The 13,104-nt window shown below is 41.0% G+C and carries 12 protein-coding genes and 1 pseudogene; 12 read left to right on the top strand and 1 reads right to left on the bottom strand.

Annotated features, from left to right (window positions below; translation table 11 throughout):
* The first annotated feature begins 473 nt into the window (after positions 1-473).
* The 12 genes from ACIQ0C_RS21460 to ACIQ0C_RS21405 all read left to right on the top strand — a co-directional run bounded on the left by ACIQ0C_RS21460 (position 474) and on the right by ACIQ0C_RS21405 (position 12,187).
* Positions 474-1,268 carry a hypothetical protein gene (locus ACIQ0C_RS21460; RefSeq protein WP_403063788.1) on the top strand — a complete coding sequence of 265 codons (795 nt, stop codon included), beginning with the start codon at positions 474-476 and terminating at the stop codon, positions 1,266-1,268.
* The gene (locus ACIQ0C_RS21455; protein WP_403063831.1) at positions 1,237-3,222 is read left to right on the top strand and encodes a type IV secretion system DNA-binding domain-containing protein; all 1,986 of its coding nucleotides are present in this window, start codon (positions 1,237-1,239) and stop codon (positions 3,220-3,222) included. Before ACIQ0C_RS21460 ends, ACIQ0C_RS21455 begins: the two co-directional genes overlap by 32 nt.
* The gene (locus ACIQ0C_RS21450; protein ID WP_403063785.1) at positions 3,209-4,288 is read left to right on the top strand and encodes a conjugal transfer protein; all 1,080 of its coding nucleotides are present in this window, start codon (positions 3,209-3,211) and stop codon (positions 4,286-4,288) included. The genes ACIQ0C_RS21455 and ACIQ0C_RS21450 overlap by 14 nt, the downstream gene beginning before the upstream one ends.
* 5 nt (positions 4,289-4,293) lie before the next feature.
* Positions 4,294-4,524: a TcpD family membrane protein gene (locus ACIQ0C_RS21445; RefSeq protein ID WP_016236199.1), complete on the top strand. Its 231-nt coding sequence runs from the start codon at positions 4,294-4,296 to the stop codon at positions 4,522-4,524.
* Entirely contained in the window at positions 4,521-4,910 is a 390-nt protein-coding gene (locus tag ACIQ0C_RS21440; RefSeq protein ID WP_403063781.1) for a TcpE family conjugal transfer membrane protein, read from the top strand. Before ACIQ0C_RS21445 ends, ACIQ0C_RS21440 begins: the two co-directional genes overlap by 4 nt.
* Positions 4,911-4,922: 12 nt before the next feature.
* Positions 4,923-7,088, top strand: a complete 2,166-nt coding sequence (locus ACIQ0C_RS21435; protein WP_403063778.1) for an ATP-binding protein — start codon at positions 4,923-4,925, stop codon at positions 7,086-7,088.
* Positions 7,024-7,371: an ATP-binding protein gene (locus ACIQ0C_RS21430; RefSeq protein WP_403063775.1), complete on the top strand. Its 348-nt coding sequence runs from the start codon at positions 7,024-7,026 to the stop codon at positions 7,369-7,371. Before ACIQ0C_RS21435 ends, ACIQ0C_RS21430 begins: the two co-directional genes overlap by 65 nt.
* Positions 7,368-7,802 carry a hypothetical protein gene (locus tag ACIQ0C_RS21425; protein WP_403063772.1) on the top strand — a complete coding sequence of 145 codons (435 nt, stop codon included), beginning with the start codon at positions 7,368-7,370 and terminating at the stop codon, positions 7,800-7,802. The genes ACIQ0C_RS21430 and ACIQ0C_RS21425 overlap by 4 nt, the downstream gene beginning before the upstream one ends.
* Before the next feature lie 11 nt (positions 7,803-7,813).
* Complete coding sequence (locus ACIQ0C_RS21420) at positions 7,814-9,862, top strand: CD3337/EF1877 family mobilome membrane protein (RefSeq protein WP_403063769.1); 2,049 nt, start codon at positions 7,814-7,816, stop codon at positions 9,860-9,862.
* Between the two features lie 91 nt (positions 9,863-9,953).
* Positions 9,954-10,988, top strand: coding sequence for a bifunctional lytic transglycosylase/C40 family peptidase (locus tag ACIQ0C_RS21415; RefSeq protein ID WP_403063766.1), 1,035 nt, complete (start codon positions 9,954-9,956; stop codon positions 10,986-10,988).
* A 17-nt stretch (positions 10,989-11,005) separates the two neighbouring features.
* A complete protein-coding gene (locus ACIQ0C_RS21410; protein WP_403063763.1) occupies positions 11,006-11,539 on the top strand; it encodes a hypothetical protein in 534 nt (177 codons plus the stop codon).
* A 318-nt stretch (positions 11,540-11,857) separates the two neighbouring features.
* Entirely contained in the window at positions 11,858-12,187 is a 330-nt protein-coding gene (locus ACIQ0C_RS21405) for a hypothetical protein (protein WP_403063760.1), read from the top strand.
* Between the two features lie 238 nt (positions 12,188-12,425).
* Here ACIQ0C_RS21405 and ACIQ0C_RS21400 read toward each other — a convergent pair.
* Positions 12,426-12,623, bottom strand: a pseudogene (locus ACIQ0C_RS21400) (aminoglycoside phosphotransferase); the annotation flags it as partial.
* Positions 12,624-13,104: the final 481 nt, after the last annotated feature.

Below are 13,104 nucleotides of genomic sequence, written 5' to 3'. Positions count from 1 at the left end.
TGCTACTCGACTAAAGGCGGGGATATTCAAAGTGTGATTGGGTGGTCAGGTTAGATATTAGATAATGGGGAGGAGTGATAGTTAGGTAGTTCAAGAGATAAGAAATAAGTTAAAGTTATTAAGTTCAAGGTCAAATATCAAGTTCAAGAATAAAAAAAGTTCAAGATCCAGGTCAGGGTAAAGGGAATAAGAAAGTGGAGAAAATGGTAAGCAGGGGAGCTAAATGTCAAGGGTTTAACAAGGGTGATATTATTTTAAAGGATTGTATAAACATACATTTTTATAAAAGAATAAGAGTTTAATCGGTTTATGGATTTGTCTTATGATTTTGTGTTGTGGCTGGGCCTGAGTATACTTCTATCGTGAATTCAGTTGTTGCTTTATCTGCGGTTTTATTTATGAAACTAGTAACTATTTTGGTAAACTTCAAGAGGGAGAGTGGTTCCTATATTTTCTAGAAGAGGATGATATTTTTGGTAATGCTAAAGTACACTTCGTTGAAAGAGAAAGATTTGGAGTATTTATCGTTTATTTTGAGGAATGGTATGGTGACGGCCAAACAAATCATGTTGAAATTCAGGGAGCCGAACATTCACCGAGTTTATCGCAGGCTACGAAAATTAGAAGGGCAAAAGTTTGTCAAGCATGAACGCATTGCACATAAAGTAGGGGTTTATCTTGGAACGATTGAGGCCAGGAAATTAACGAATGTCAATGTAACCGTTCCAAATAAGGCAACGATCTATACCATGCAGCATGATCTTCTTATTACCGACTTAATCCTCTTTTACGAACTACAATCGGAAAAGCAGGCTGTTGACTTTAAATATCGGACAGAGAGAGAAATTCGTTTTTCTATGATAGGAGAAGGAGATAATCGAAGTAAATTGAAGGCCTACAATGATAATCGAGACCGAATTCCAGATGCTGTTTTCTTTTTTAAAGGAACGGATGGGAATGTGACTACCACTTGGGTTGAGCTGGAATTGAACAAGAAAGATCGTAAGCGCTATGATTACAAGTTTAAGATGTTTGATGACATGCTTTCCGGTGGACGACAGGACCATCAGCTTTACGCCTACGATCAGGTGATTTATTTTGCGAATGACGTAAAAATTCATAATGTGATCAATCAGGCCAAACAGCCGTTGATTAATGCCAGCAAGATTACTGTGCGTAATGTACCTTCTATCATTTTGGAAGAACGTTGGGAAGAGGTGTTGCCGGTTGGGACCGATGGAAAGCCAGGGAGAGCCGAAGCAGACTGAAACCGATCAGATTATTGGCGATCTAGTGATTTACGGATTAATCGGCATAATTGGAGTCTTTTTTTTCCTTCCGGCCATGCTTGGAATACTGATTTTCGCGATCCTTACCCTCTTTAAGCGGGATTGGATCTCCTACGTTATCCTTTCAGCCGGGGTCATCCTTTTGTTTTGGCAATTTCAAACAGGGCGACTCCTCAGTTATTTTGGATTGATTTCAGAAATGAATATTCCTTATATGTCGGCTGGTGTGGAAAAATTCCTCAATCAGGGGGATACCATTGCCGTGACCAGTACTTCCTATCTTGTTTTACTCGGTTTAGCCTTTCTATTTTCATTTGGATTTTTTATCTTCGCCAAATACTTTTGGAAAAAGCGGGTGACCACCAAATCTGGAGAGGTGAAGAAGCAAAAAGAAGAGCAGAAATATAAGGCTTTCCGTAAAAAACGAGTGAAGTTTTTGAATAAGAAGCAGAAACAGTATCGAAATAAACCGTCTAAAGAAGTGTTTGTGGGGTACTCCGATTTTAAAGAGCGTGTAACGCTTCATTCAACAGAGCTCAATTATCACATGCTAGCAACAGGAGGAACCGGTACTGGCAAGACTACGTTGATTGCTTCCCTAATGGAAGCGGCTTTGCAACAGGACAAACCGGTTATTTTCATGGATGGGAAGGGCGAAAGGAAGTCCATGCTTGAATTTAAGGCCTTGTGTGAAGCCTATGGCAGGAACGTGTATCTATTTTCCGAAATGGACGATCTCACATACAATCCGATCAAGAATGGCACCCCAACGGAAACTCGAGATAAGCTCATGTCGCTTTTTAGTTTTTCGAATGAAGGGGATGGGGCTTACTATACCGATATTGCTTCCCGTTATTTGCAATTGGTGGTCAAGTTGATTGATGAAGCAGGGGTTCCTAGAGACCTCAAGACGATTTTGAAGTTAACCAATTATAAATACATGAGCGAATTTTTCAGAGAACATAGCAGCCAAGTAGAAATCGAAGAAGAGCTCGGGGTTGAAATAGAGGAAGAAGTCATTGTCGAAAGGCAGGCGGCATCTACAACGGATGACGATTTAAGCGGTTTTATAGCCAATGCAGAACCAAAGAAGGAAACGGTCAAAAAAATGATTGTAGAAAAACGGAAACGATATGTCACAAAGCTTGAAGAGGGCATGCAGCGTATAAAAAAGGTGTTAGATAATGAATTTTCGGAAGAAATTGTCGAGGGATGCCTGACACGATTGAAAATGCAACTGGGTGAGCTCCTAGAATCCGATCTTGGTCATTTATTTGTGGAAAGGGAGAACGGCATTGATCTTCAAAAAATTACCGATCATAACGACGTCGTCATTTTCAGCATTTCCGGAAGCCGATATGCCGAATACATTAAAAAGATTGGAAAAATGATCATTTTGGATGTAAATAGTTTGGTAGCTTATAGACAAGCCCAAGGACGTAAATCGATTTTTGGAGTGTATGATGAGTTTTCTGCCTATGGTGATCGCAGGATCGTGGATATCGTCAATAAATCACGTTCTGCTGGCTTTGAATGCATTATCTCCACCCAAACGTTGTCTGATATTGATGCCATTGACCCAATCATGACGGAGCAAATCATTTCAAACTGTAATATTATCGCAACAGGCCGTGTCAATTCTTCCAAAGACGCTGAACGGATCGCCCAAGTTTTTGGTACGTATTCCGACCAGGAAATCACGCAACAGATTGAAAAAAAATATCCTCGAATACGTTATGAAGCAACCATGGGAACGGTTCGGGATGTAGAACGGTTTAAGGCCAATCCGAGCGAGATTAAAAATTTGCAAATCGGTGAAATTTTCATCAATCGTAAAATGGTAGAAGAAGGTATAGGTGATACCTATTTCCGACGAGTCTATGTTCGAAACGCACTAGAATTAGGGGGGATTCCACCAAATGAAGCTTCTTGATGCGTTGAAACAGGGATTGAAGAACCATGCAAATCGAGGGCGCAAGAAAGTGTTGAAAGATGAAAGGCGACTTAAAACGTCGCGATTTAATGGGCGAATGGCCTTTAGCATTGTATTTTGGCTTGTCCTTTTAGGAGTGATCTTTTTGACCTTTCTATCATGGTCTCGAACAGGTTTCCTGAACGAGAAGGTTAATGGATACCAAGACAAAGCCGCGGCGCAGATCGCGAGCCTAAATGAAGTGGGTTTCGCCAATTCACCAGCTGGTGAAAATTATTCCAGACAGTTTATTGATACTTATATCAACGTACCCGATGAAGAAAAGCAGCGAGAAGAACGATCTAAGGCACTCCAAAGCTTTCTTGCAGAAGGGTTAGAAGTTGGACAGTTGGAAAACCTTTCAGAGTTTAAAGGGAAAAGAGTTTTGAAGAGTGCTAGTTTATATGATGTGAAAGATATTTCGGAAGCAGCGGCCAGTTATGTGTATCGTATAGAATATGAACTTTTCAAGATCGTAGAGAAAAAAGAACAGGTGGAAGTGAAGAAGAAAAACAAAAAGGGCAAAGTAGAGGTCGTGAAAGAAGAAAAGGCCTCTAGGAAAGATGAATCGCTAGGAAAGAAACAGCAAATGATTGTCGTTCGGCTTGGGACAGACGGGAATTCCTTTAACGTAATGGAACAGCCTTACTATCAAGCTCTTCCGAATGATACTCGATTGACGGCCATTGCTGATAAAACCGACCAGGCAGACAAGAATACTAAGGTAGAGAGTGAACTTAAGCAGTTCGCGACACAATTTTTCACTTCTTATACGACTAATTCTACTGAGGAAATGTCGTATCTCATGGAAACCCCCGAATCTCTTAAAGACCTTTACGAGTATAAGGGCCTGGAAGGCTTTGTGGTCTATGACGGGGAGAAAAAAGGGCAATACATCGTGAAGACACTGGTCCTCTTACAAGAGACGAATACGGGGCTACAATCGAAACACCCGTTTACCCTTGTTGTGAGCAAGCAGAACAATAAATTTTATGTTCATGAATTAAAACACACTAAAGGAGGATGATTTTCATGCCAGATATTACAGGTCTTACAGATTACGTGTCGTCCCAGGTCGCGGCGGTCCTGTTCATTGTTATGGTTGTCATGATTGTTCGAGCTTTTATATCCCAACGTTGGGGCATGTTCTTCTCAAGCTTTATCTTTGCGGTCGTTTGCTATGTGATCGTCTCTAATCCGGGTGAATTCGAAAGCATGGCCAATGCCATTTGGAATCAAGTGAAAAGCGGAGGTCTTTCATGAGGCCTGCTGCCTATAGCTACCGGAAATTCTTCAAATACCCCTTGAAAATTTGGAAAATTGGAAAAGATGAAAAATCCCTCGTCTTTTCCAAGGGGATTGAGATCAGGCAGATCATGGTTGCCCTCGTGCTTTTTGGTGTCTTCTTTCTTTTCAGAGGGAGCATCAACCAAGTCCTGCCAACGACGTTGCAGCTTGCTTTTTATGCCGTCCTTCCTTGGATGATCGCCGGAGCGATCTGTCGAAGCAAATTGGACGGTAAACGACTTGATCGTTTTTTTATTGGATACTTCCGATATTTGTATACTAAACGATTTAGTTACAGTAGCCATAAACCCGTTTACCAACCACAGATGAAGAAAGCACAGTCATACGAGCGATTTCAATAAGGGGGTGAACCCGTGATTCAATTTCCGATTCATTCTTATAAAGACAATGTGATCTATACGCATGAGTTGGAGGCTTGGTCTTATTATCGGGTACATGAGAATACAGTAGGCGTAAATGAGCAGGAAGCTGAAAATCATCTGGTGAACCGACTTCAAAGGCTCGCCTGGCAAATGGCGGCCTTTGAGGAAATTGACTATAAAATCGTGCCGATACCTGTTGATATTGATAAGCGTATGGAAAGCCTGCAACAACAATATGAAGGGAAATATGCAGAAACAGGAAAATACTATGCGGAACGGGCAAAAGAAATCTTGCGTGAAGAAGCTAAACATATCGTAGAGTACAAATTTTTCGTAGGCGTGAAGTTAAAGAAAAGGGATCTGGATGAAAGTATCATCAGTGCCTTTACTTCTTCCATTAAAAGCATGAACCGTTATTTGCAAAAGCTTGCCGGTTTTGGAGGGCATGAGGTGGACGATCTTACAGCCAGTATGTTCGAGGAATCCGAGGAAGATGCCTTTACGACCTTGAACCATTATCTAAGGGCCTTCAGGGTGAAAGAGAAGGAACTACGTTATATCATCCGTCATCAGTTCGTAAGGGGCCAGAAACAGCCTGACGCTGATGGAAGTGTCTACAGCCTGACGGAAGGCATTCTCGATCCAGGGAAAGCCGGCTATCTCCATATTAGTCAACTGGATGATGAATCATGGTGTGCTTTCCTTCCTGTTTCAGAATTTCCAGTTGATTTAAGCCATAAGGAGTGGGCTTACTTTTTTCAGTCCTATCATTTCCCGGTAGAAGTCAATATGCGGACCATTTACAAAAGAAAAAAAGAGGATGAGAACCAAACCAATACCATAAAGAAGCGATTTCGCGATCAGGACGCTCAATTGATTGAAGCGAATGAGGATGACGACAGTTTAATCAATACGGGACGTGAGCTCCTGCATGAACTGGAAAATGAAATTAAAAACCAAGGAAAACCACTTCTTAGAACGCACATCCATTTTGTCGTATATGGTCCAACTAAAGAAGAAGTCCGAAAACGAGCCAGAAGGCTCAAATCAGATTTTAAGGATCAGCAAATTGAACTTGTGCAGCCACTTGCCGACCAACTCCTTTTATTCCATCAATCGTTACCAGCAGCCAAAATAATAGCAGGGGATTGGGAGCAGATCCTTACGCCTGAATCCTTTGCCGAATCCCTTTTCTCCCTTACACGAAAAATCGGAAATACCGTGGGATTCTATCTCGGTAAGAATTTATCGCATGATGGGGAAAGCATGGAAAGCTCTCCTTCTCTCGTCTTTTACCATCCATTCCTAGCCCACTTGGGCTTAAAGGGATCCAAGTATTCCTCCCCGCATGTGACCATCTCGGGACCGACAGGGATGGGGAAATCCTATCTCCTGAAAGATATTTTATTGAATGCCGTCTTTTTCGGAGCGAAAGTCCTGATGACGGACCCGAAGGACGAGGTGGAAAAGAAATTCAAGCAAGCCCTTACGCCTGAAATGAGGCGTACCGCCCCCTTCTTTCAAGAATTAATTGAGAGTTTCAACTATATCACTCTATCAAGCGAGAAGAAGGATGCGGGAAAGCTTGATCCACTTACCTTCCTTGAAGGGGAAGAGGCGCAGGATGCAGCCGTTAGCGTGCTCGAATACTTATCGGAGCTTCAATCGAATGAAAGGAATGTGAAAACGGCCATTTATAAAGGGGTTCGTCATGTCCTTCAGCAGGAAGAGAAGCCAGGCCTTCTGAAAGTCGTACGTTACTTGCAGGCAGCGGAGGATCAGGACATTAAAAATGTGGGGGACCTGCTTTATGAGATTGGAACAAACGGGGTTGCGAAACTGATGTTTTCAGAAGGTGATGTTGTCGGAATCAGTCTTGATGAACAAGTGAATATCTTGCAGATTCAAAATTTGAATCTTCCGGATGAAGGTGAAAGGGCAGCCACGAGGGACGAACATATTGCTGTTGCCCTCATGCAGCCACTGGCCAAGTTCGCAACGAAATTCGCGCGAGATGATTCGGTCGTCAAGATGACAGTGTTTGAGGAAGCATGGATGCTCATGAATACGGGTGCCGGGGATCGCCTGATTAATGAATTGCTTCGTACAGGGAGCCTTGCGTTCCGCCGTCTATATCGTCACACAGTCCACGTATGAATACAACAAGCCGCAAATCAAAGAGAATATAGGCACGAAGTTTGCCTTTAAAGCGAAAACAACCGAAGAAGCTGGAAACATCATTGAATTCCTCGGGATGGAAGATAACAAGGCCAACCGGGATATGCTGAAAAACCTTTCGGAAGGTCAATGCATTATTGAGGATATGTACGGGCGAACGGGCAAGATTCAGACGGATGTCTTGTTTGATGAGTGGATCTGCGCCTTCAATACAAAAGAAAGTGATCGTGGAAGAGCAGAGACCGAGGAGGCGTTCATGTGAAAAGAATATTCATCTCTTTTATTGCTTTGATTGCACTTTTAACCGGGTGCAATCAGGGTGCATCAACTACGGAAGATATTTCAAAACTAGCTTACGAGTGGGAAAAAGCAAATTTTGATCGGGATTATGATCGTGAGCAAGAGTTGCTTTATAAGGAAGGGTCTTATGAAATTCATAAAACTACAAAACAAAAAGAGTCCGGAATAAAGTATGAAGATATTCGCTATGAAATCTATTTCGATGAAGATTTAGAACGGTATTATGTTTTTACCGATTTTAAAAACCCGAATGGTGAAAATTCAGTAGAGGATAATATTGTCTTTCGTAAAAAAGGTGAAGAATGGAAAGTTGATACCAGCGAAAGCTTGGATATTGTTCGTGAAGATATATCAGAGAAGTTTGACCGGGAAGCGTGCATTAACTGCAAATAAGGAGGGATTGGATGCAAACCCTTAAACAAGGCCTAGGCTTTTGTTTAGTGCTGTTGTTTCTTCTCTTGCCAACGTCTTCCAATGCAGAAGATGCGGCCCCTACTGTTCAGAAAAAGGAAGAAACAGTGGGCCGTGTTACTTTGGAAAGTAAGGAATATCCTCTCTATCATTATCAGATGGAAGCAGATATCGGCGACGGTATTACGGAAGCTGGTGATAATGCATTACATGCCATTAATCAAGGAATGTGGGGGTTTAATAAAACGATTGCCAGTTTTACTTTATATTCGGTTAACCAGCTGATGTCCTTTGATTTAATTAGCAATATTGTGGATGAAGCTGGAATTATGAGTGAACGAATCTATGAGATTATGTCTGGAACGTTTTTATCCTTGTTTGTCATTTTAGTTGGGGGAACAGCTGCCTGGCGTTACCTTGTAAATCAACAAGTCGGGCATGCGGTGAAATCAATCCTTGGCGCCATGTCTATCATGGTTATTACTTTTTGGTTTTATTCCGACCCAACCGGAAACATTAAATGGCTGAATGATCGGGGGGCGGAGCTCGAAGGGATTGCAAGCTCTGCAAACGTTTTGGTCAGTTCTGATGAGTTTGACAGCAATGCTGCCTATGATTCTAAAGAAGGAATTGCGGTGTTGGAAAATCAACTATTTAACTTAATGGTGAAGCGTCCATATTTACTCTTGAATTATGGTTCAACAAAAGTATCTGATGTTTTAAAAGATGATCCAAACCGGGTAAATAAACTTTTGGAACTCAAGCCTCATACTGAAGAAGGCAAAGAGCAAAGAAGGATTATTGTCAGTGATGAGGTTTCCAACTTTGACAACAATCAAATGTCTGCCAGTTTTAGTGGTGAACGGTTTGGATACCTAATTGTTACAATTCTTTCAACCATTGCGCTTTCGATTCCGATCTTGTTATTAGGCATCTTTAAGTTTTTGCTTCAAGTATGGTTCTTGGCGTTAGTCATTTTCACAGCCATTCCATTAGTTCTTTCCGTAATCCCTTCTTATAGTGAAACGGCCTTGAATCACGGGAAGAAGCTTGTGGGCGTAATACTTATGAAAGCGGTATTAGTCCTTTTGATTGCCGTCATTACTGGACTTGTCACCTTGCTTTACGAATCAGTAAAAGTGACGAATGGTGTAGAAGGGTATGTCTTTGTAGTCTTTCTTATCTGCATGACCATTTGGGGATTGTTCAAATATCGTTCCGAAATCTTTGAGGTTGCTTCTGCTGGTATGATTCAAGGTCAGCAAGTTGTCGAGAGAGCGACAACCAATTCGATTGACAAGATGGGGGATGCTGGTGAAACAGGAATCAAGGGAGCCAAAAGAATGGTCGCCAAATTTTATAGAAGCCACCAAAATAAAAAGCGTCAAGAAGAATACCAGTCAAAAAAAGAAGGCTCGGGCCGAAAGACCTTTACCCATCCACCCGTAGCAAACAGTGGAAGGTCAGAACATCGAAAAGCTGTTGGTGAGAATACACCTCAAAAACCAGGTGTAGGAAGAAATCAAGGGCAACAATCAATCGGAAAAGGGTCAAATACAGCAACGGGTTTGAATACAGTAATGGCCAACCGATCAGCTTCACGAAATGCAGGAGCTGCGATTGTGGATTTAAAGGATTATAAAAGTGAAAAGGGGGAAGGGGCAACAGGCAAAGGACCAGTCAGTGGACAACCTTTACGAAGTTCTGAACGTACCGTTTCGGGAGCTCGGAAGCCAGGTGGTAACCCTCCGGATTCAACTAGACAAGAGAATAGAAAACAAGAACAGGCTAAGCCTTCTAGGCAAAGGACAGAGGGGTTACGTGACCCTGAAAATCAACCTTCTTCACATCGTAATCCAGCTACAAAAATGGAAAGTAAGCAAGAAGCAGCAGCTTCAAGAGAACCAGTCAAACACCTAACGCAATGGGAAATCCAAAAGAAGATTGATGCTAGAAAAGCAAATGTATCACCTTCCGTAACCGTCAAACGTTCGGAGGGCAGGAAGCCCAAAGCCAAGGAAACCGAAAAGGATCTAAAATGATAATTCGAGGGAAGTGAGTAGCCATGACATGTATGTTTGTGAACATCCACACCCATCGTTTTTTCAGAATCTCTTTTAGAAAGGAGTTCCTATGCAAGGTGTTTTAAAGAAAGGTGCAAAAGTCGTTGGTACCATTGCCATTCTCAAAAACCCTATCACCTGGATTATTGCAGGTATTCTCCTTCTCCTTACTTCCATTTTTGGATTTGCTTTGTTTGTTTCTATCAGTTTGGGTGGTGAGAACCAGTTTGAGTCCGAAATGTCTGGGGAAGGAGCCGGGGAATCGGCTCAATTGTCAGCTGAAGTTTTGAGATACGAACCCTTAATCCGGAAATATGCGGAACAAAATGGGGTTGGGGAATATGTCGGGCTTATCATGGCCATGATCCAACAGGAATCTGGTGGACGTGAATTAGATGTGATGCAATCTTCCGAATCAATCGGGCTCCCACCCGGAACCATTACCGACCCGGAGTATTCCATTCAGGTAGGCATGAAACATTTTGCAGAAGTGATGAAGCAAGCCAAAGGTGATGTAAATCTAGCTTTGCAATCCTATAACTTTGGAGATGGGTTTATTGGGTACGCATTAGAGCGTGGAGGTTATTCAAAAGAAGTTGCTACCCAGTTTAGTCATATGATGGCTGCCAGGGAGGGGTGGAGCCGTTACGGCGATGTAAATTATGTGGACCATGTTATGCAATATTACAAAGGTGGAAAAGGCAGCGTGGTTGTTTTGGGTGACGGTTCACAATCCTTTGATGTAGAGAAAGTGCATAACATTATGAAACAGTACCTCGGCCGACCATATGTATGGGGAGGCAGGACACCAGCAGCAGGAGGGTTCGACTGCAGTGGGCTGCTTGAATATGCTTTTGCACAGGTCGGCATGGATATGTACGGGACAGCTCAATCGCAGTACAACAAAACAAAGCCGGTTTCAGAGGAACATATAAAGCCGGGTGACTTCGTTTTTTTCTCCACCTATAAGCCAGGGGCTTCGCACGTTGGCATGTATGTGGGGAACGGTCAATTTATCAATGCCAATAGCAGTGGTGGTATTTCTTATTCGTCCGTTGAAGAGTGGAAAAACTTATATCCCTTCCTAGGTTTTAGACGGATCTAGAAATGGAGGTACAGGGCATGGGGCCAACCCAAAATAAAAATTTCTTGTTTTTAATGATAGTATTCATCACTGCTGCTTTGGTTTTTATGTACGTTTTCAGTTTGCGTTCACAGCTGCAGGAAGTCAGAGCCAACCAGGGGAACTATGAAGAGCAGATTCAATCCCTATCCTTCATCCAAATCACGGATGCTTTAAAGGTGAATCGCGAGTTTCTTGAAAGTTTTTTCACTTATCAAACCACTGCCGAACGTTATAAAAAAATTGAACCATTCATGACCGATCAAGGATTCAAAGCGACCCATCCTTCCGGAACAGAACCTCCGGATTCGGAAGAATCAGTGAAGTCGTCCATGGTGGGCCTGAAGCAATTTGAATATCAGACCTCTAAAACGGAAGCTGAAATTTTTAATGAATTTAAACTCACTACGGAATTTAACAATGTGGCTGCTACCGACACGGTTATCGTCAAAACGTCGCTTATTTATGTGAAGGAGCAAGGCTGGAAAGTTGATGATGTTGAATTTATCGGGGAATTAACGGGCGGGAAATAAAAGAGGATTATTATGGCGTTTACATAAATGCCTTTTAACCGTCTTTTCCACTTCAATAGAAAACAGCAGTTTGAATGGTTTGAGTAAATCCGAAAATTAGGAGCATGCTGTAAAATACATGCCTTAAATAATCCAGTTAAGTTTCTAAGTTTGTAATTCCTTCATATTTCAAGGAGAATGTGGCTTTATTGTACAGGGTTCCTAGGCGGCCATTTTTATTACTGGTAAACTACAAATAAAGCATTTGTAAATGGGAAATTTCTGAATAAGTGCTAGAATTAGTTATGAAGTGTGCGATTTTAAAAAGGGGGGGTTTTTATGAAGTTTGCTTACGAACACCAAGGAGATATTTTATATCAAGTGGAAAACTATAAATTTCGTTATCAAGGAGTGGAAAAAGCTAACATAGAATTAATGTATTTCTTGGATGATGAAGCTTATGCATTTCAATTTAATATCAATGACAATCTAATTCCTGAAGAATTTCGTTGTAGCGCTAATAATAATCGAGATCTTTGTGAAAAAATAGGTGTTGATTTCCAAGAGTTTGCAGGAACATTTTCATCTAAACAAAAGGCTTTACAAGCTGCCATTACCATGGTAAGTAAAATTATTATCCAATACAGCAAAGTTAAACCATTATGGTAACAAAAGAGGTTGGGTATCTAAAAAACATATCCAATATATCACTGTAAAATGGCATATGAGGAATTGACATTAAATACTTAGTGTTCTCCGCCATTAACCAATCAACTACTATATAATCGTTAGACCACTCCGAAAGTAAAACATAAAAGCCGAAATCCCTTAACGTGGGAAAATCGGCTTTTTATCTTCCGAAAAATGTCTTAGCCTGGGTTTTATGTCATTTGGTTGGCGGGACCCCTTTTAAAGGATCATTACCAGCTTCTCCCTCAATAAATGTTCCTTTTTCATCAATACGTAAAAACTTTGGTGCATAACTGAAATATTTGTTCTCCCAATGCTTTAATATCTTATGAATTTTGGTACTGTCTGGCTTTAATTCTCGTCGCACAGTATCTCCCGAACGATAAACGTTAGTGACATTCCCTCCTGTTAGCATTTTTCAAGGTTTGACACAAACAACTCCCCCCTAATATGACTTTTTATAAACCCTTCATAATTAACCTCCCGTGATTTTAAATACAGTACTTCACAATTAATTAATAAAATAATATCCAAGTCTTATTCCATTAAATGGCCCTTTAATGGAACACGATTGGCGAATTTAAACATTTATTACTCCAGAAAAGGTCTATAACTTTTTAATATATTGATTTATCTCAAAAATAAATATTTTATTAATTTATATGTATAAAAGAATAATAGCTTGGGAATCATAAAGGTAAAGAAGTTAAATAAAGGGGGTAAAATAGTGTTAAGAGAAAGCAAATTAACGTTGTCTGATTTTGTTAATAAAGATCGATTTGAACTAAACTCTTATCTTACCTATTTGATCCATCAATTTTATGATAATGATCTGAATCAGTCTAAAGATAGAATGGTATAGATTAACGATTAAATAAACTGAAAGAATAATAGTA

The sequence above is a fragment of the Peribacillus sp. NPDC096448 genome, from assembly GCF_044762675.1.
In the GTDB taxonomy this organism is placed as follows: domain Bacteria; phylum Bacillota; class Bacilli; order Bacillales; family DSM-1321; genus Peribacillus; species Peribacillus frigoritolerans_B.
Note: the sequence above shows the minus strand (reverse complement) of the source record. Positions and strands in the feature narration are given on the sequence as shown.

What these genes read in the sequence shown, in the direction of transcription:
- ACIQ0C_RS21430 (WP_403063775.1), top strand. Translation starts at nt 7,024, where the DNA reads ATGAATTGCTTCGTACAGGGAGCCTTGCGTTCCGCCGTCTATATCGTC.
- ACIQ0C_RS21440 (WP_403063781.1), top strand. Translation starts at nt 4,521, where the DNA reads ATGAGGCCTGCTGCCTATAGCTACCGGAAATTCTTCAAATACCCCTTG.
- ACIQ0C_RS21420 (WP_403063769.1), top strand. Translation starts at nt 7,814, where the DNA reads ATGCAAACCCTTAAACAAGGCCTAGGCTTTTGTTTAGTGCTGTTGTTT.
- ACIQ0C_RS21415 (WP_403063766.1), top strand. Translation starts at nt 9,954, where the DNA reads ATGCAAGGTGTTTTAAAGAAAGGTGCAAAAGTCGTTGGTACCATTGCC.
- ACIQ0C_RS21455 (WP_403063831.1), top strand. Translation starts at nt 1,237, where the DNA reads ATGGAAAGCCAGGGAGAGCCGAAGCAGACTGAAACCGATCAGATTATT.
- ACIQ0C_RS21445 (WP_016236199.1), top strand. Translation starts at nt 4,294, where the DNA reads ATGCCAGATATTACAGGTCTTACAGATTACGTGTCGTCCCAGGTCGCG.
- ACIQ0C_RS21405 (WP_403063760.1), top strand. Translation starts at nt 11,858, where the DNA reads ATGAAGTTTGCTTACGAACACCAAGGAGATATTTTATATCAAGTGGAA.
- ACIQ0C_RS21410 (WP_403063763.1), top strand. Translation starts at nt 11,006, where the DNA reads ATGGGGCCAACCCAAAATAAAAATTTCTTGTTTTTAATGATAGTATTC.
- ACIQ0C_RS21450 (WP_403063785.1), top strand. Translation starts at nt 3,209, where the DNA reads ATGAAGCTTCTTGATGCGTTGAAACAGGGATTGAAGAACCATGCAAAT.